This is a genomic window from Xanthocytophaga flava (assembly GCF_030068545.1).
GTDB lineage: Bacteria > Bacteroidota > Bacteroidia > Cytophagales > 172606-1 > Xanthocytophaga > Xanthocytophaga flava.
In genome coordinates, this window is the sequence record NZ_JASJOR010000004.1 from 425,296 (window position 1) to 442,676 (window position 17,381).

The following is a 17,381-nucleotide window of genomic DNA, read 5'->3' on the forward strand; positions in this document are numbered from 1 at the left end:
ACATTCTATCTTATATGCATTCTTTCTAACTAGACCTGGGTAGATAACCACATTTCCCTTATTTTTACGTCTGCGTTTGTTCATATTGTCAATTTTGCTACCTACATGTCTGATAGATTTCAATTATATCCTTTTCTTCTTCTTTTTAGCATTTGCATCCCCATATTTCTGATCTATCAAGTACATAGTCTGGATTATCAAGGTTTAGTAAGTCTGTTAAAGCCACATTATTTTGATACATCACTACGAAAACAGGAATACCAGATTAAATATTTTCATCCTGGCCGAATGCCTCTTTTAAGTACAATACTCTGGTCTTTACTATTTATATGGATGATAGGAATATACATTTTATTTCGACCAGACACCAGAAAACGCCTGTATGAATGGAAGTTACAGCTGAGACAGATTATAACTCAATATAAGATTATATGGTACTCTACTCCAATTTCCTATAAGTGGATACTTGCAGTGTCTGGTGTATGGTTATATAGTTTCAAGCTATACTTTTTTCTCACTATACCAGAAAACAAAGATGCAACAGGGTCTTTCAAAGAATTTGTAGAACAAGGATTCTGGGGGATAGTAACTTATTACCCAGATACAAACAATCATATATTTTTCAATCTTTTATGCCTTCCTTTTTCCTGGATATTTCCAGGACAATCACTTTGGGATATGACACTTCCCAATATTCTGATAGGTATGATTATGCTCTTATGGTTATTTTGTGAACTTACCCGACGATGGAATTATACTACAGCACTATTAAGCATAGTATGGATAGCAAGTTTTTATGAAAGTAGTCGTTATTTTTTTCAGGGGAGAGGACATCTACCTATAGTTTTATTTAGTCTGATCTCTACATTCATTCTTCTATTTGGCAAATTAAGAGATCGCCACAAAGTATACTATCCTATATTCATTATAAGTTGTATACTCGGTTTATATACCGTTCCTACATTTGTGTTACATGTATTTGCATTATGTATTTTTGGTTTGGGATATGCACTTATTCATAAAGACCAAGCACTCTTTGAAAACCTAATTCTGGGCGGAATATGGATTACCCTAGGGACTTTATTCTGTTATCTTCCTGTGATTGCCATATCGGGGTTTGACAGCATCATCCACACTGGACCTGCCCATCCTCAATCACAGGCACATGCCTTATTTCTGGTATTTATAGCAGAGTGGACTGAATATATCTTAGGAATATTTTTATTATTCAGACATGCCTTTCTTGTTGCCATTCCAGTAGGTATTATCATATTGATTACACTTTTTCAGAAAAAGCTGGATAGTTCTATACGTATATGGATCTACTTTGCTATCGTTTCTGTTGGAGTATTTTTTGTCTTTTCATGGATAACCTGGCTTTTGCCTGAATATAGAGTTTTCTCATTCTTTATATGGCATTTGTATATTGCATTTGTACTTGTACTCATGCATTGGATTCCTAAAATCACACGTTTTCCTATACTCATATTCGTCACCACAATACTCATTGTTACCGGGTCACTTTTATATACTCGTGCTGAGCATCTGCGAGCTTTACATCCTATGCACGCCGATCTTTCATTTTAATCACACGACATGAAACCTCTTCGATTGTCATTCAATCAGTTGCATTTTTCAGTTAGCAACCTAAATTACTTAATGCAATGGAAAGAATGTTTCCATAATATATTGTAATATCTATCCACATCAAACACGATTTACTCTTACACTTCGTTTATCAAATCAGTGTGAAACTGTTACTATAGCCCTCGAGTCATTTATAAACTATGCTAATCTCAAAAGATTCTGATCCGCTTGTTACTATTATATGCCTCTGTTATAACCATGAGAGATTTATTGCAGAGGCCTTACAATCGGTTATGGATCAAACTTATCAGCAGATTCAACTTATTGTTGTAGATGATTTCAGCAAAGATGGTAGTGTTTCTGTTATTACTAATTTCCTGAAGCGCTATCCATCGATTACGTTCCTGCAATTACCTCAGAACATGGGTATGACAAAAGCCTTTAACAAAGCTTTGACATTAGCTGAGGGCGAGTTTATTGTGGATTTTGCAGGTGATGATGTATTACATCCTGAACGTATTGAGAAACAAGTAAGATCATTCCAACAACTGGATAATTCCTATGGAGTAGTTTTTTCAGATGCTTGGTTAACAGATAAAAATTCTAAAGTTATAGGGACTTTTTATAAACGTAGTCCAGACGGAACCCTGTTGGAAAAGGTGCCTTCTGGAAATATCTATCTGGAAACACTTCACAGGTATTGTGTTTGTGCCCCAACTATCATGAGTCGTAAAATGGTCTATGAGGATCTGAAAGGATATGATGAAACGCTGGTTTATGAGGATTTCGATTTTTTTGTACGTTCTACCCGTAAATACAACTATTGGTATCAGGATGAACTACTAACCTATTATCGGCAGTCACCAGAATCAGAATCAAAGCAATTCTATAGGAAGAGATATAATCCTCATCTAGCTTCTACTTTAGCTGTTTGCAGAAAAGCGTATGGGCAAAATATTTCTGAAGCAGAAAATGAAGCACTCGCACACAGGGTACGTTATCTGCTACGTCAAAGCTTCTTTACTGAAAACTTTAGCTTGGTAAAGGACTACCTGGACTTACTACATGCAATGCGTCGCTCTGATATTATATCTCAAAGTATTGCAGCATTAGCTCGACTGAGGATTCGTACAGGGTTTCTGTTTTTTAGCTATATGAAATTTCGACACTTAGTATCTGGTAAGTCAAAATAAGATATAGGAACAGAATTTTATTGATATACAATGGGTTATATGATATATCTATTGTAGCAAATATGAACACTTATACTTGTAAATGTAACAATACTCTTCACTTTGAAAATTCTCAATGTGTCTCTTGTTTAAGAGAGGTAGGCTGGTGCCCTGAATGTCAGGGAATAAGAGCTCTGGAGCCAATAGATGGTACATCATACACCTGCCTGAACTGTAACACACAATTACGCAAATGTACTAATTATGCTGTGCATCAGGTTTGTAATCGTTGTGTTCATGATGAAGGTGAACACACACATGAATTTTGCGATTATTGCAAGTTCAATGATGTTATTCCTGATATCAGCAATCCTAAAAACAAAGAACGTTGGTATTTGATAGAAGTTGCCAAGCGGAGATTATTATACAATTTAGATATTCTTAAACTCCCTTATGGCACTGCGGCTGAAGGGTTCGAATTACCTCTTTCCTTTGATTTTAAAGAAGATATAGTTGTTCCAGACCCTTCAGGATCAGGAACAATTGAGGAAAAAGTATATACAGGTCATGCAGATGGCAAGATCACTATCAACATTACGGAAGCAGATCCTGTAGAACGGGAAAAACTTCGGGTCGACTTTGGAGAACCACATCGAACACTCATTGGGCACTTCCGACATGAGATTGCCCATTATTACTGGCAATTGTTGGTACAGGGCAAATGTGAAGATTCCTTTAAACAGGTGTTTGGAGATCATGAAAATCCGTCTTATACAGATGCGATGAATAGCTATTATCAGAATGGCCCTAAGCCAAACTGGCAAACAGATTATATTAGTGCTTATGCTACTATGCATCCTTGGGAAGACTTCGCTGAGACTTTTGGCGCTTATCTGGATATGGTAGCAGTTCTGGATACAGCCGAACACGTTGCACTAACTATCAATGAACCTATTGAGAACTCAGGAAATGAGTTGTTAAATATGCTACAACGTTATGAATTATTGGGGATTAAAATCAACGAAATGAATCGCACCATGGGTCTACTGGATCTGGTACCAGAAGTATTTACAGCAGGTGTAGTCAGAAAGATGCAATTTATTCACTGGCTTGTAAAAAAGTCCAGCATGTTGCTTCGTATGCCTGCCCAGCAAACAGTAGGAGCCTGAAAGATAAATTGTTTGTAAAGGGTGTATGAATAGCAGGGTAGCTTACTTTATCGGTAGTCTACCCTCACTTTTTTGACTAACTTATTCTAATCAGCATATTATCTATCCAGACTTTGCTAAATACTACTTCTTCTTTAGTTTATCAATTGCCTTTAGTAACCTAATTCGATTCTTAGCACTCAACATCCAGGCAGGTAGTCGACTTTGCAGACTATTATTGCGCCAACCATACTGATCTTTACTGCGTTCTCTGAGTCTGGCAGTTATAAACTGCTCTAAGAATGTTAGATGTTTATAGTTATAGGCAAACAAAATTTCTTCTCCTACAACACATTGTAACCATACCGGATAGCGGAAGTAGCAATCTACCGGTTTACCAACCAATATTGCTTTGGGTTCCTCATCGGTCATCCATTGTTGGTTCATACCACAATGTACACATGTCATTCGGGTATGTACTCTATCCTTTGCATCAGAAAGAACTTCTGCACGATTACTACATTTAGGGCATAGAATGTAGATATGATTAATGAAATCATAGACAGAAATAAATCCTGTATGATAGCGTTTGCCTGAAATCATAATCTCCCGTATAAATTCTTTTCTTAACTTATTGGATTCCCATATCTTTTCAAAATTCTATCTTCGCAAAACTAAAAACCATTTTACCACTAAACCTATGCTCAAAAACATACTGACTGTATTTTTCTTATTTATTCTGATTATTCCTGTATTTGGACAAGCTAGCAAAGAAGACTCTGCCTTTGTCAGAGATAACTACACCAAACTGGAAAAGCAAATTACCATGCGGGATGGAATCAAACTCTTTACAGCTATCTATGTACCCAAAGATAAAGCTCAGAAATATCCGTTTCTGATGATGCGGACTCCTTATTCGGTAGGGCCTTACGGAGAAGACAAATATCCTCGTCGTCTGGGAGCTAACTCACTCCTTATGCGAGAGAAATACATTTTTGTATACCAGGATGTACGCGGACGCTATATGAGTGAAGGTAACTTTGAAGAAATGACACCTCATAAGGCAGTTAAAAAGTCAAAAAAAGAAACGGATGAAAGCACAGACACCTATGATACGGTTGAATGGCTGATAAAGAATATCCCCGGCAATAATGCACGTGTTGGTCTTTGGGGAATTTCCTATCCAGGGTTTTATGCAACTGCTTCGCTACCGAATGCCCATCCAGCTATAAAGGCTGTTTCACCTCAGGCACCTGTAACAGATGAATTTATTGGTGATGATGCATACCACAAAGGAGCCTTTTTTCTGATGGATAACTTTTCGTTTATGAACTACTTTGATTCACCTCGGAAAGGAACTGTTAAAGAGTATGAACAACTATCTCAAGTAGAAATGAAAGATGCTTATGAGTTCTATCTCAATCTGGGGCCACTCAAAAATATAAATCAGCAATACTTTAAGGGAAAGGGTAAAATCTGGAATGAATACCTGCAAAATGATACCTACAACGAATACTGGAAAGCCCGTAACATCCGTACTCACCTTACCAATGTAAAGCCTGCCACATTGGTAGTAGGTGGATGGTTTGACGCAGAAGATTTGTTTGGCGCACTTCGCACCTATGAAGCAATTGAAAGCCAGTCTCCAAACAATAAAAATTACCTGGTGATGGGTCCTTGGACACATGGTTCCTGGTCACGGGAAGACTGGACACGGTATGGTACACACGATTTTGGCCAAAATACAGCTAAGTATTACCGCGAACAGATTGAAACACCGTTCTTCAATTTCTTTCTGAAAGACAAAGGAACCTTTACTCTTCCCGAAGCAACTGTTTTTGAAACAGGTACAAATCAATGGAAACAGTATGAGGCATTTCCTCCTAAAAAAGGACCAGTAAAAGAGTTGTACTTCTCACCTGGAGGCAAGTTATCATTTGAAAAAAGCTCAGAACAAACCTCGTTTGATGAATACATCAGTGATCCATCGAAACCTGTACCCTATGTAGATGGGACTTATTCCAGACGCAATAACGAATATATGACAGATGATCAGCGATTTGCGTCACGCCGTCCGGATGTGCTGGTTTATCAGACAGAGGTGCTTACTGAAGACATTACCCTCACAGGCAAACTAATAGCGGATTTATTTGTATCTACAACAGGGACTGATGCAGACTTTATTGTGAAACTGATTGATGTACTGCCTGACAATACACCTAATCCTGCTCCAAATCCCAAAGGCATTCAGATGGCCGGCTATCAACGACTGGTACGGGCAGAGGTAATGCGGGGACGATTCCGAAACAGCTTTGAAAAACCAGAAGCATTTGTGTCTGGTCAGGTGTCGCAGGTAATGTATGAATTACCCGATGTAGCGCATACTTTTCCCAAAGGACACCGGATCATGATTCAGGTACAAAGCAGCTGGTTCCCATTGGTAGACCGCAATCCTCAGAAGTATGTAGAACACATCTGGGAGGCTGAGGAAGCTGATTTTCAGAAAGCAACCCATAGACTTTATCACAGTCAGCAATATCCTTCCCATATCAAAGTGACAGTTACTAAATAGTGATTCTGCCATTGACCCAAAAACAATAAGCCGAACTTCACTAGTTCGGCTTATTGTTTTGTACAGGTTTCTTTCCTGATTTATTGCCTGATTTCCCATATGGCCGTTTTTTGCGAAACTTCTTCTTTACAGATACAGGAGGATGATATACGGGTCCTTCGCCTAATTCGGCAGGAAGAGGCACTTTGTCAATTTCACGGCCAATCAGACGCTCAATAGAAGCAAACTTACGCTGGTCTTTCTCATTGACCAATGTGATGGCTGTGCCTGTCGTAGCGGCTCTGGCTGTACGACCAATCCGATGTATATAGTCTTCTGGTTCGTGTGGCACGTTGAAGTTTACTACTAAGCTAATACCTTCTACATCAATACCGCGCGACAGAATATCTGTGCCAATCAGAACGGGCAGCGTTTTATTCTTAAACTCCCGCAATATCTCATCACGCTCTTTTTGCAACAAATCAGAGTGAAACGCCTTCACCTGAAGGCCAATCTTACGTAGTTCACCTGCAAGGTTTCGTACATCTTCTTTGGTAGAAGCAAATATAACAGCACTGGCATAGCTATCACCCGAAAAAATATGTCGGATTAACTCAACTTTCTGATGATCAAAAGCCAGATAAGCCTCCTGACGAATACCTTCTGCTGGTTTGGAGATAGAGATATTAATCTGTTCAGGTTTTATCAGAATCGTGTTTGCCAGTGTCCGAATTTTGGGCGGCATAGTAGCAGAAAATAACAACGTCTGACGTTTTCTGGGCAGATAACTGATGATCCGGATAATGTCATCATAAAATCCCATATCCAACATCCGGTCAGCTTCGTCCAGAATTAAATGCTGTAATCGGGAGAAGTCAATTGCTTTCATCTGTAATAAAGCAATCAGGCGGCCAGGAGTGGCTATCACAACATCACTACCTTCCAATAATGCCTTCTGCTGCTGGCTCCAGGCAGCACCATCCCCACCTCCATATACAGAGATCGAGCTGACACCCGTAAAATATCCTAATCCTTCTACCTGCTGATCAATCTGAGTTGCCAGTTCACGGGTAGGTGCCAGAATAAGCGTATTCAAATGCCGCTTATCTTCGGGGGCTCTCACAATTTTATCAAGGATAGGCAGCAAATAGGCAGCTGTTTTTCCTGTACCTGTCTGGGCACAAGCTATTAAATCCTTGTTTTCTAAGATAAGAGGAATGCTTTGTTCTTGTATGGGAGTTGGCTGAGTAAAGCCCATTGCGGTCAACCCCTCTGCCAGTCTTGTATCGAAATTAAAATCCTGAAAAGTCAATGCTGAGTTTATTTTATACTTAAGAGATTATACACTTGTTGTTTTTGTATGATTCAAATACCCTACTGCTCGAAATATTAAACTAACCAGTTATGGCTGGTATTTGACAAATATATAACATTCTCTCATAACAATATAGTTCTCGCTATAACAAGTATCTCTTTTACAATATTTTAAGTAGTATATCCACAAATACGAACTTGCTCTTAAATACACAATCATAATTGATAAACCTTTTTGGTTCAGAAGAATGCTATCGATATTGAACTAAACAAACCTTCTTTCAAAAACCAATTCTGTTTACAATGTTCCTCCCAATCACATAAATAGCCATTACATTACCTTTTACTCATACTCAATTGACTTTATGTATCAAAAATTATCTTTCCTTATTATTTGCCTTATCATTTTTATCAGTAATCAATCTTGTAATAAGTCTGATGGCAATGTTACTCCTGATGGTCAAGGATGTAATTTACTCAGCAATGGTTCTCAAGCCAACAAGGCTATATCAACATTTACCTATGATAGTCATAATCATCTCATTACTGCTAATATCGTATTTCCTCCCTATGTTACCTTTGTACATAGACGTATGCATACACTTGAATACAATGTCCAGGGACAAGTAATTAAAATGTTTCAGGAACACATAGATTCTCTGGACAAAGTAGTATACAGTTCAGACTTTCGATTTGAGTATGATAACTCAGGCAAAATTTCTTCATTTTATTATCATCCAGATACCTCATCCCGTCATCGGTTAAAATATGATACTAAAGGACGATTAACTCATATTTATCTTCCATCCCGATTAGATAACCAATACTACAGACATGAATACGATGACAATGATAATTGTACTAAAAGCTATACATATTCAGGAGATAAAGAATATATGAATCAGGGAGAGTCTGTATTTGATGACAAAAAGAGTCCTTATGAAAATTGGGGTGTTCTTGGCTGGTTGATTGGACTCAACATATTGAGTAAAAATAATCTTACCTCCTATTCCATTTTTAACAGTGATGGTGTAAAAATAGGCACATATACTTGTGATATGACGTATAACGAAAAGGGTTATCCTGCCACAGCCACCTATACCTATGAGGACCATAAAACACATACATTTACTTACTATGCACCAGATACTTTGAAGTATAACTGTCAATAACTATCTCTCATTATATCTGACGATCACTTCCTTGTCAATCTAACTGGGTAACACCTGGAATTGTCTTTACTCTTCCAGGTGCCTTTTAGTTCATTGCCATCAAACCTTGCCTCAATGATTCCTCGATCTCTTTCTTTCAACTCACAAGCTCCATTCTCAAGCTTTCCACTGACAAAAATACCCCTCTTATACTTTGTATAGACATATTCAGCGCTAATTTCATCATTTTTCACATTAATCACCATAAGAACAGGTGAGTTCCCAATGTTCCCATTAAAAACTTGAGGAAGAGATTTAGATCGAAAGTTGGATACAGAATCTGTACTATACCCAAATATGGCCTTTCCATAAGCATTGAGATAATTCTTAAATTCGGATATTCGGAAAGCAGAAACAGTCTTTATCTCATCAAACTTTTGGTTTTTCGGAAAACAATTTATATCCTGTTTCGGTAAATAAGTCCTTTATGTATCAGATCACCATTACCAGGATTAAAGTTATAATAACTCACCCAGTAAGCACAAGTAGCCCCACAACTGGAATTCCAAAACCCAATAGAAAGTAGTCTGTCAGAGTTCTGATAGATTGTTGGTGTAAGGATTACCTTTCCTCCATAAATAGTTCCATCATCAAAAGACGCCTGTTCAAATATATTCCTTTGTTTAGCACTTTTTACTAATTCCAGTTCAACTATCTGCAGCATTTGGTTAATCTTTTGTACTGCCAGACTATTGGTTGAATCTGTAAAAACAGGAAAAGACATATTATCTCCCTTGTGAAACAAGCGATAAGCAAAAAAGTTGGTTTGAGCATAGCATAGGCTATACAACCAAAAGGAAAATATAGTTAGCACATAAGTCCGCATAATTATCTAAAACAGCTGTAAGGAAGATTTTTTAAATTAACCAGAAGATACAATTATTCTAATACAATACTATCATCTTGTCCCATTAAATCTATTTCTCCTGCTTCAACTTATAACGTATCACTTTTCCATTCTCAATAGTAACTACCAGAAAGAGCACTTCCGGTGTATAGTTTAGATTCTCCTCTAAAGGTTCTCCATTCATCGACAAATCATAAACCAACTCATTGGAAGTTGTGTCTGTTTTTCCAAGTAAATCAACGACTTCGGATTTGGTTTTACCCTGCAAATGCATCTGGTCTATACTATCACGAGTCATATTATACAAAGATTCATCCAATTGCGGACTAAGGTTGTTATTTCCTTTTAACTCATTCAAAATGCTATACCAAACAAACGCTATTACCAACAAAAATGTTAGCAATAGAGTAAGTATTATGCTGACAACAAATGCTCCAATTCGGATTTTTTGCACATCAGATATTTTTATACCTCGACGAATCGCATAATAACTCATCTGATAAACAAGGAAACCAATTACCAATAGAATTGTAATGAGTATAAGTATGCCTACAGGCGAAACATATTGTGTCTCAATACCAATAATATCAGTTGTTTGCGATTGTTGACTAATTCCAGTTTTTAATCCCTTCAGAATAGTATACAAAACCAGTACCGCTACCACCAGAACAATCAACAGTGGGGTAAGAATGAAGGTAGCGACAAGTGCACGAAAACGGATTTTACGTGTATTGGTCAGGCCTGTCCATCTAAGGATTACATAAACACAACTCTGGAATATAGCCCATCCGATTAGCAGTAAAATTATAATAAGGAGAATCATCTCTTTTAGAGTAAGTGATGATTCAAATCCAATAGGTATAAGAGTGGGTGCGGATATTTCCGAAAACATGTAACAGATCCAGTAAAACTTTTGATGAGCAGTAAATCTATCAAAAGTTTTACTGGATATTTACAGCCATCAAAAGAATTACTAAACGAACACAATGAGTAATTCTTTTGAGAGAAGAAAAAGAGTAGTAAAGGATTTGATAGTATGGGAATGCCATCAATATTTTGATCTGATCTACTGACATAGCCAGCAAAATCGGTATTGGCTCACAATTGGCTTTGCATCAAAAGATTGACCATCCACACAAATCTACCAATAGATTCACTACAAACTTTTTGTTACCTGTTTCATTTTGGCTAGCGCATTCTGTGCAACCAGCAAAGCATCCTGAGCATAGTAATTCTTATTGAATACTTCCAGTGAGATAACCAATGGACGATCAGTTGGGGCCAAAGCTTGTAAAATACGACCTATTGGTGCCACGCCATCGCCTGTGTAAACACGGTCGCCATCGGTAATGGTAGAAGGATTGGCAGAGGCAGCATAATCATTGACATGAAAAACTTCAATGCCCGTTTTGCCAATTAATGGCAAGCTATCCAGGCTGGAACCGCCTTTGAACAAATGATATACATCCAGTAACATACGGGCTGAAGGATGCCCGCTTTCAACAGCAACATAGGATACTTCACTTAAACGACTCAGGTTCTGTGAAAAGCCCCATAGTTCTAATTGAGGTATTACAGTCATCTTGACGCCTAGTTCCACAATAGTTCGGTAACGTTCTGCTGCACGTTTCAGATCCAGGCCGGGTACTTGTGTTGCTCCCATTGGTGGTGCTGCAGTACGATGGCATCCCAGTTGAGCAAGCATATCCATTTCGCGTTTAAGCTGCTCTACACCCTTTTGTTGTGTAGTCTCATCATCGACAATCCACTGAGCAAATCCGATGGCGTTTTCAATTGTCAGTCCCAGATCAGAGATGCGTTTTCGGGCATCTGACAGTGATCCACCTTTATCAAGATAAGTTTGCAGAGAGTCCATCCAGATCTCTACAGAACGAAAGCCTGCTTTGGAAGCCACTTCCAGTTCTTTGGCAAATCCGAGGTTTTGCCCCCGAATAGTACTCATATTCAGGCTGTATATAAAGTTGGGCTTTGCAGTGGCTTCAATGGGTTGTAAGTCAGGCAATGCAGAAATACCCATTACTGCACTTAGCTGCTTGAGGTGTGTGCGACGGTTCGTCTGAGGTGAGGACATAATAGCTACAGGTGTCAGATTGTATAAACAAGATTACTACTTTTTCCGGTTTTAGTATAACTTATTTAATACTTTTCGTATCCATCTTTGTATAAATCACCTCACCCTGGCCTCTTTTGTAAACGAAAGGCTTTGGGACTCATGCCTTTATACTTTCGGAAAGTTTTATTGAGATGACTCTCGTCAGTAAATCCTAATTCATAGCCTATCTCTGAAATAGTGCGGTCACTGTACAACAAGCGGGTTTCAATCAGTTTCAGTTTGTATTGAAGAATGTACTGTTGCAGAGATTCACCCATTTTTCGTTTAAAATAAATTCCAATGTAGTTGGAAGAAAGATTAAACTGTTCTGCCAGGTGTTGAATACGAAGCTTCTCCGGTTCATATATATACCGTCTTACATACGTAGTTAATTCGGTCAGCAAATCACGATCGGGTTGTTTTACTGCTTCTTTCTTTACTATAATATTTCGGGATATAATATCCAACATGCTTTTAAGACAGTTTTGTACAATGTTTTCTGAGTACATCTTCCTTGTATCTGACTCATGTAAAAGCACTTCCAGCAATTGTGTTACCAGTATTCTGTCCTGTTCGTTTCGGAGTACATCACCTGGAAGCAGATTATGTGTATGCAGTATAAATTCAAGCTGTCGAAACCACTCATCCTGCTCTGGTAAAAATCCATTATTTTTCAGATATAACTCGGTAAATTTCAAATAACAAAACCGGGTAGCTGTTTCTATTTCAAATGTATGATAGTCACCTGGTGTCAATAAAAACACATTTCCTTCTTTATAGGGAAAGCGATTGTCATTTATTGTATGCCATCCATTGCCATTTTGAATAAAAATAATCTCAAAGTAGGTATGATTATGCAAAGGATGTTTCCATTCTGTTGTTTCAAACCGGGAAATCTTAAATAGTTCGTATTGTTTGTAAGTCTTCATACAACCTAAAGATCGCGAACAAAGATACCAATTTATGATGGATTTTTACCAGAAGCCTCAATCTGCCAGGCTCTACCTTTGTACTATCACAATCAAAACAAACTTTATGGAAACCAACAATCACGAACTTGCCTATTTACTGCTAAGAGCTACTTTAGGAGTAAATTTCTTTTTACATGGCTTTATACGCATTTACAATGGTGTATCCGGATTCAAAGAGTGGATGATTAAAAACTTTGAAGGCACATTGCTTACATCAGGACTTGTATCACCATTTGCCTCTATCCTGCCCTATCTGGAAGCCCTACTAGGACTTTTGTTACTGACAGGCCTGCTTACACGTCTATCTCTCACAACGGGATTCCTGTTGATGATCTGTCTTATTTCAGGTTTATGTATCAAGCAGGACTGGCATACAGTAGGAATTCAGATGATCTATGTGATCTTTTTCTTCATTCTAATCTGGAATCTCCAATTCAATCGTTATTCATTGGATAAACTTTTTTCTATTAGATAGAGATACATAAGTGCTTATGGAAACTCGCAGACATTTTTTATCTAAAACTTCTATAGCAGGAGCATTTACTATGTTATCTGGCTCTCCATTGCCTTATCTAGTTGCACCATCTTCGGACTCAGCGTCTTTCTGGCCAGATAATACCCGACTAGTGATTTCACTTTCGATGCAGTTTGAAGCAGGCGGAGAACTTGATTTTGGAGCGGATAGCCCATTTTCAGGCAATTATCTTCCAGCTGGCGTACCTGATCTGCCTGCTCGTACATGGTTTGCCTATGGCTACAAAGAAGGCATTCCCAGAATGCTTGATCTATGGGATAAGCACCAGATTAAAGTTACTTCTCATATGGTTGGCCAAGCCGTGTTAAATCATCCAGCTTTAGCAAAAGAAATCGTAGACCGTGGACATGAAGGGGCAGCACATGGTATGTCCTGGACACCACAGGTCACAATGTCAGCCAGTGAGGAAAAAGCTTTTGTTGCCGCAGGCATGGATGCGATCAAAAGGGTCACCGGACAAACACCTGTTGGTTACAATTGTAACTGGCTGCGCAGAAGTGTCAATACACTAAATGTATTGCAGGAACTTGGCTTTCTGTATCATATTGATGATATAAGCCGTGACGAACCATTTATTTCAACTGTCAATGAAAAAGACTTTGTGACAGTTCCCTATACTCTCCGTTGCAATGATATTCTGCTAATGGAAGGCCGCCATTTTTCCAGCCGTCAGTTTGCTGACCAGCTTAAAGATGAGTTCACCTGGCTATATGCCGAGTCAGCCACCAAACGCCGTATGATGTCAGTGAGTTTACATGATCGTATTGGAGGCACTCCTGCTATGGCTCAGGTAATGCATGAGTTTATCAGTTTTGCCAAAAAGCAGAAAGGTGTCCGGTTTATGCGAAAGGATGAGATTGCTCGTTTTGTATTACAGGATAAACACACACTAAGAAATCAATAAAACAGAAAAATAGAGAATTTAGAGTCAAGGTTTCGCAAGCCGCATAAGCTTCTTGCAAATCCTTGACTATTTCTATTCATTACCAACAACCTACGATCACTAAAGAAGTCCAACTCTCAATCTGATCCAGATTCTGTTTTAGGAATAATCAAACATGACAAATCTATGGAGTTTACTACTCTATTATTAGCTCAGTTATATCTGGACTTCTGGTTAGCAGAAGCATTTAGATAATAAGGTTCTAACTGGCTATAAGTAAATCTGGAAATTTCAATGGATGCAACAGAAGGCTCACCGACAGTAAGCTTTTTAGTAGTAAAAAACAGAATCTTTTTCTCTTTAACATCTACAATGTCTTTCCAGGGAATAAGAACAGGAGGATGAAACAGTCTGAAAAACAATATAGGTCGCATGTACAGTCCTTCTTCATTGCACTTGAGAGAAAGACAATTTTTGTAATTTACCCTATTAATTCTGGCGGTGATAATGCCAATGCGCTTTCCCTCAAATGGGGAATCATTTCGATAACTGGAAGCAAGTCGTGCCCATCCGAACTGTGAAATAAGGAAGATAACTCCCACAAATATTGACACAAAGAAAACAGGAAAAACAAGAATGAGAATACCTGGGAAGGATTGTTCCATATCTGTTGGTATTTAGTAGGTTATAAACTGCCTGCTTCTGGCCAGTTTCGCCAGTCGTTATTGGGAGGAAGTGTGGGTTTCCATAAAGTGGTATCTTTCGTAACCAATATCTTTGCTATCATCTGAAACGTTTCATAGGTACTGGGGCGGGTATCTTCACCATACGGATTAGAATCATATATTTCCCAGTAGGTTTTATGGTGCCATTTATCAATCGTCATTAGTTTGGGGAGATCGGCTGGTAGGTATTTATGTATTTCTGCGTCAGAGGCCCTAAACAATTCCGGGTATTGTTCATCCAGATAGCGGGTTAATGCTACGAAATCAATCTGATGATCCGGATTGTCGTAATCGCGAATCTTAATACCTTTCTCTTTGTATTTATTCTCATCCTTTTCTATGGGTAACTTTTTATCTCGGATAGTGATAAATCTTGCTTCTGTATCGACTAGTTCAAAACCCTTGCCTATGTTTTGGAAATCTATTTCGGAAAACAATTCAACACCTGTGTTATTGAAACCTAATGTGTACTCTTCCATAGCTAGGCAGTTGGAATAATAGCATATGTCTATTTCAATACTCATGCTTCTATTGCCATATCCTGTCTTTTCCATTACAATTGCCCAACGAGATTTATCCGCAAAAAGAGTAATCCGACTCCCTGCTGTATGAAAATACCCGTGCTCCAGATCAAGAAAAAATTTATTCTTTGTTTCATCCAGTTCATGAAGAATATCTTGTTCAGTCATAGTGTGTTAGTCCGCTGTTGGCAACTTACAAATAGCAATAGGTCAATGGTAAGCAAATATTTCATAAAATGTAAAAGGCCATAGTGGCTCCCTTATCAACAAAGTTCATTATGTATTCTGAATAAAATAACAGGCAACTCTCGAAGTTGGCTCAAAGAAGACATATAATGCACCGTCTCCCCAGAAGTTTAGTGTTTCATAATATTTGCTATACCACTCTTTTCTGGGTACAACATTGGATCGCTTTGTGTCTACGCCTCCATAAACCTGACACAGAAACCGCATCAGCTTTCCAGATTTAGGACATACAGGAAATTCGGGATATTGAATCCAGTTGGGAATTCCTGCATATCCTTCTCCTAAAAACTCAACACCTTCTACAAAATCAAATGCCATCTCTTGAAATACAATTTCTGTGTTTTGATCCAGGTCATCATATGATGTATCCGCACTTTCCACCTCGTCTTTATTTAGTAATACAGGATGTAAAGGATCTGAGTAATCAAGAAATACATTTTGGATGTTCAAATAAATAGGACATGTCAAATGTAATTGGAAAGGCAACCATTGAAAGTTGACATCTTCATTATTTATATATCCCAGATATTGGAAAGGAACTATACAATTGGCCTCTGGCAGTACAAAATTGGCAGGTACTTCTCCTCCAAGCTGGTGTAATCCCTCAGATGCTTCAACCAATTGCACTATTCGATGAGGTTCAAAAGCAGGCAAAGGTAAACCTAATTCATGCTTCTGTAAGGCTAGTTCTTTTCTTTCTCCGTCAGTGTACTCATATGCCTGAATGAGTTTCTTGTCTTCAAAAACAAGTTCAGTTCCAGAATAAATAGCCAAAATTGTCTCTTTGTCTGTAGCCTGAGTAATCACAAAATTTTCAAATTGTTGCTTATCATTAAAGCTTATCTCCCAACCTGCCAGGTAAACCCTATCCAGATTATCCGCAGATAAAACGTCTTGTTTAATAATGTCTTGTTGGCTGGTATCCAAAGGCTCGCTTTCTATTTCAAGAGGTAAGTATGATTTACATTCAGATACAAGGTCCTGAGGTAGAAATTTTTGATATAGTTCTAACAAATGACTTTTTATCTCCAGTAAATACCATTTATTCTCTTCTTTAATCGCTAATAACTTATTGGCAACTTTCGCAAACATGGAGCTATTTTCTTCATTGTAAGAAACATTAGACTCTCCATATCTTTCCTTAAATCCTATATAGATAAATTTCTCAAAATCGGCATTTTTCTTTTGCCGTTGCTTTCGATTACAAGCTATGTCATGCTCAGTAAACTTCCATACAGTTGTATTTGTCGTTTGAAACAAGACATAGACAACTTCATTTATGACATATTGTTTATCTATTGATATGATCTCAAAATTATCAAACGATATCTCTAATGATTTATCTTTCTGACTAGCATTCAAGCTTTTAATAAGCAGATCTTTCGAAATATAATCAAATAACTTTGGATAGATAAATGCTAGCATTTGAGCATTATCTTTTGCAAGTATAGTTTGGGTATATTGTGTATACAGCTCAGTTACTTCTTCTAAGAGCATTATATTCATAACAGATTTTATTGACATACTGAGCTGGAAGCTAGATTATCTAGCACAATA

The 17,381-nt window shown here is 37.9% G+C and carries 16 protein-coding genes; 7 read left to right on the forward strand and 9 right to left on the reverse strand.

The window, feature by feature from the left end; all coding sequences use genetic code 11:
* Positions 1-105 precede the first annotated feature (105 nt).
* The 3 genes from QNI15_RS08900 (at position 106) to QNI15_RS08910 (ending at position 3,928) form a co-directional block, all read left to right on the forward strand.
* Positions 106-1,587 (forward strand): hypothetical protein, encoded by a 1,482-nt coding sequence (locus tag QNI15_RS08900; RefSeq protein ID WP_314031432.1) that lies wholly within the window; start codon positions 106-108, stop codon positions 1,585-1,587.
* Between the two features lie 200 nt (positions 1,588-1,787).
* Positions 1,788-2,780 carry a glycosyltransferase family 2 protein gene (locus tag QNI15_RS08905; RefSeq protein ID WP_314002376.1) on the forward strand — a complete coding sequence of 331 codons (993 nt, stop codon included), beginning with the start codon at positions 1,788-1,790 and terminating at the stop codon, positions 2,778-2,780.
* A 62-nt stretch (positions 2,781-2,842) separates the two neighbouring features.
* Positions 2,843-3,928 (forward strand): zinc-binding metallopeptidase family protein, encoded by a 1,086-nt coding sequence (locus tag QNI15_RS08910; RefSeq protein WP_314031433.1) that lies wholly within the window; start codon positions 2,843-2,845, stop codon positions 3,926-3,928.
* Between the two features lie 123 nt (positions 3,929-4,051).
* On the opposite strand, the gene QNI15_RS08915 is transcribed toward QNI15_RS08910, so the two are convergent.
* Entirely contained in the window at positions 4,052-4,510 is a 459-nt protein-coding gene (locus tag QNI15_RS08915) for a hypothetical protein (RefSeq protein ID WP_314031435.1), read from the reverse strand.
* A 97-nt stretch (positions 4,511-4,607) separates the two neighbouring features.
* Here QNI15_RS08915 and QNI15_RS08920 point away from each other — a divergent pair, with 97 nt between their 5' ends.
* Positions 4,608-6,479: a CocE/NonD family hydrolase gene (locus QNI15_RS08920; protein WP_314031436.1), complete on the forward strand. Its 1,872-nt coding sequence runs from the start codon at positions 4,608-4,610 to the stop codon at positions 6,477-6,479.
* Between the two features lie 40 nt (positions 6,480-6,519).
* On the opposite strand, the gene QNI15_RS08925 is transcribed toward QNI15_RS08920, so the two are convergent.
* Positions 6,520-7,770 (reverse strand): DEAD/DEAH box helicase, encoded by a 1,251-nt coding sequence (locus tag QNI15_RS08925; protein ID WP_314031438.1) that lies wholly within the window; start codon positions 7,768-7,770, stop codon positions 6,520-6,522.
* 367 nt (positions 7,771-8,137) lie between these two features.
* Here QNI15_RS08925 and QNI15_RS08930 point away from each other — a divergent pair, with 367 nt between their 5' ends.
* A complete protein-coding gene (locus tag QNI15_RS08930) occupies positions 8,138-8,944 on the forward strand; it encodes a hypothetical protein (RefSeq protein ID WP_314031440.1) in 807 nt (268 codons plus the stop codon).
* A gap of 436 nt (positions 8,945-9,380) precedes the next feature.
* Here QNI15_RS08930 and QNI15_RS08935 read toward each other — a convergent pair whose 3' ends face one another.
* The 4 genes from QNI15_RS08935 to QNI15_RS08950 all read right to left on the reverse strand — a co-directional run bounded on the left by QNI15_RS08935 (position 9,381) and on the right by QNI15_RS08950 (position 12,872).
* Positions 9,381-9,707, reverse strand: coding sequence for a hypothetical protein (locus tag QNI15_RS08935; RefSeq protein WP_314031441.1), 327 nt, complete (start codon positions 9,705-9,707; stop codon positions 9,381-9,383).
* A gap of 193 nt (positions 9,708-9,900) precedes the next feature.
* Positions 9,901-10,722, reverse strand: coding sequence for a hypothetical protein (locus QNI15_RS08940; protein WP_314031443.1), 822 nt, complete (start codon positions 10,720-10,722; stop codon positions 9,901-9,903).
* 264 nt (positions 10,723-10,986) lie between these two features.
* Positions 10,987-11,922 (reverse strand): sugar phosphate isomerase/epimerase family protein, encoded by a 936-nt coding sequence (locus QNI15_RS08945; RefSeq protein WP_314031444.1) that lies wholly within the window; start codon positions 11,920-11,922, stop codon positions 10,987-10,989.
* Between the two features lie 101 nt (positions 11,923-12,023).
* Complete coding sequence (locus QNI15_RS08950) at positions 12,024-12,872, reverse strand: helix-turn-helix domain-containing protein (protein ID WP_314031446.1); 849 nt, start codon at positions 12,870-12,872, stop codon at positions 12,024-12,026.
* A 34-nt stretch (positions 12,873-12,906) separates the two neighbouring features.
* On the opposite strand from QNI15_RS08950, the gene QNI15_RS08955 reads away from it, so the two are divergent.
* The gene (locus QNI15_RS08955; RefSeq protein WP_314031448.1) at positions 12,907-13,389 is read left to right on the forward strand and encodes a DoxX family membrane protein; all 483 of its coding nucleotides are present in this window, start codon (positions 12,907-12,909) and stop codon (positions 13,387-13,389) included.
* Between the two features lie 16 nt (positions 13,390-13,405).
* Positions 13,406-14,353 (forward strand): polysaccharide deacetylase family protein, encoded by a 948-nt coding sequence (locus QNI15_RS08960; protein WP_314031449.1) that lies wholly within the window; start codon positions 13,406-13,408, stop codon positions 14,351-14,353.
* A gap of 191 nt (positions 14,354-14,544) precedes the next feature.
* On the opposite strand, the gene QNI15_RS08965 is transcribed toward QNI15_RS08960, so the two are convergent.
* The 3 genes from QNI15_RS08965 to QNI15_RS08975 form a co-directional block, all read right to left on the reverse strand.
* Entirely contained in the window at positions 14,545-14,997 is a 453-nt protein-coding gene (locus QNI15_RS08965; protein WP_313975838.1) for a hypothetical protein, read from the reverse strand.
* Positions 14,998-15,017: 20 nt separating this feature from the next.
* Entirely contained in the window at positions 15,018-15,746 is a 729-nt protein-coding gene (locus QNI15_RS08970) for a DUF7003 family protein (RefSeq protein ID WP_314002398.1), read from the reverse strand.
* Between the two features lie 108 nt (positions 15,747-15,854).
* Entirely contained in the window at positions 15,855-17,330 is a 1,476-nt protein-coding gene (locus QNI15_RS08975) for a hypothetical protein (protein WP_314031451.1), read from the reverse strand.
* Between the last annotated feature and the right edge of the window lie 51 nt (positions 17,331-17,381).

Coding starts and splice junctions, on each gene's coding strand:
- QNI15_RS08945 (WP_314031444.1), bottom strand. CDS start 11,922: ATGTCCTCACCTCAGACGAACCGTCGCACACACCTCAAGCAGCTAAGT.
- QNI15_RS08975 (WP_314031451.1), bottom strand. CDS start 17,330: ATGAATATAATGCTCTTAGAAGAAGTAACTGAGCTGTATACACAATAT.
- QNI15_RS08965 (WP_313975838.1), bottom strand. CDS start 14,997: ATGGAACAATCCTTCCCAGGTATTCTCATTCTTGTTTTTCCTGTTTTC.
- QNI15_RS08910 (WP_314031433.1), top strand. CDS start 2,843: ATGAACACTTATACTTGTAAATGTAACAATACTCTTCACTTTGAAAAT.
- QNI15_RS08960 (WP_314031449.1), top strand. CDS start 13,406: ATGGAAACTCGCAGACATTTTTTATCTAAAACTTCTATAGCAGGAGCA.
- QNI15_RS08950 (WP_314031446.1), bottom strand. CDS start 12,872: ATGAAGACTTACAAACAATACGAACTATTTAAGATTTCCCGGTTTGAA.
- QNI15_RS08920 (WP_314031436.1), top strand. CDS start 4,608: ATGCTCAAAAACATACTGACTGTATTTTTCTTATTTATTCTGATTATT.
- QNI15_RS08935 (WP_314031441.1), bottom strand. CDS start 9,707: ATGTCTTTTCCTGTTTTTACAGATTCAACCAATAGTCTGGCAGTACAA.
- QNI15_RS08940 (WP_314031443.1), bottom strand. CDS start 10,722: ATGTTTTCGGAAATATCCGCACCCACTCTTATACCTATTGGATTTGAA.
- QNI15_RS08955 (WP_314031448.1), top strand. CDS start 12,907: ATGATGGATTTTTACCAGAAGCCTCAATCTGCCAGGCTCTACCTTTGT.
- QNI15_RS08900 (WP_314031432.1), top strand. CDS start 106: ATGTCTGATAGATTTCAATTATATCCTTTTCTTCTTCTTTTTAGCATT.
- QNI15_RS08970 (WP_314002398.1), bottom strand. CDS start 15,746: ATGACTGAACAAGATATTCTTCATGAACTGGATGAAACAAAGAATAAA.
- QNI15_RS08915 (WP_314031435.1), bottom strand. CDS start 4,510: ATGATTTCAGGCAAACGCTATCATACAGGATTTATTTCTGTCTATGAT.
- QNI15_RS08930 (WP_314031440.1), top strand. CDS start 8,138: ATGTATCAAAAATTATCTTTCCTTATTATTTGCCTTATCATTTTTATC.
- QNI15_RS08905 (WP_314002376.1), top strand. CDS start 1,788: ATGCTAATCTCAAAAGATTCTGATCCGCTTGTTACTATTATATGCCTC.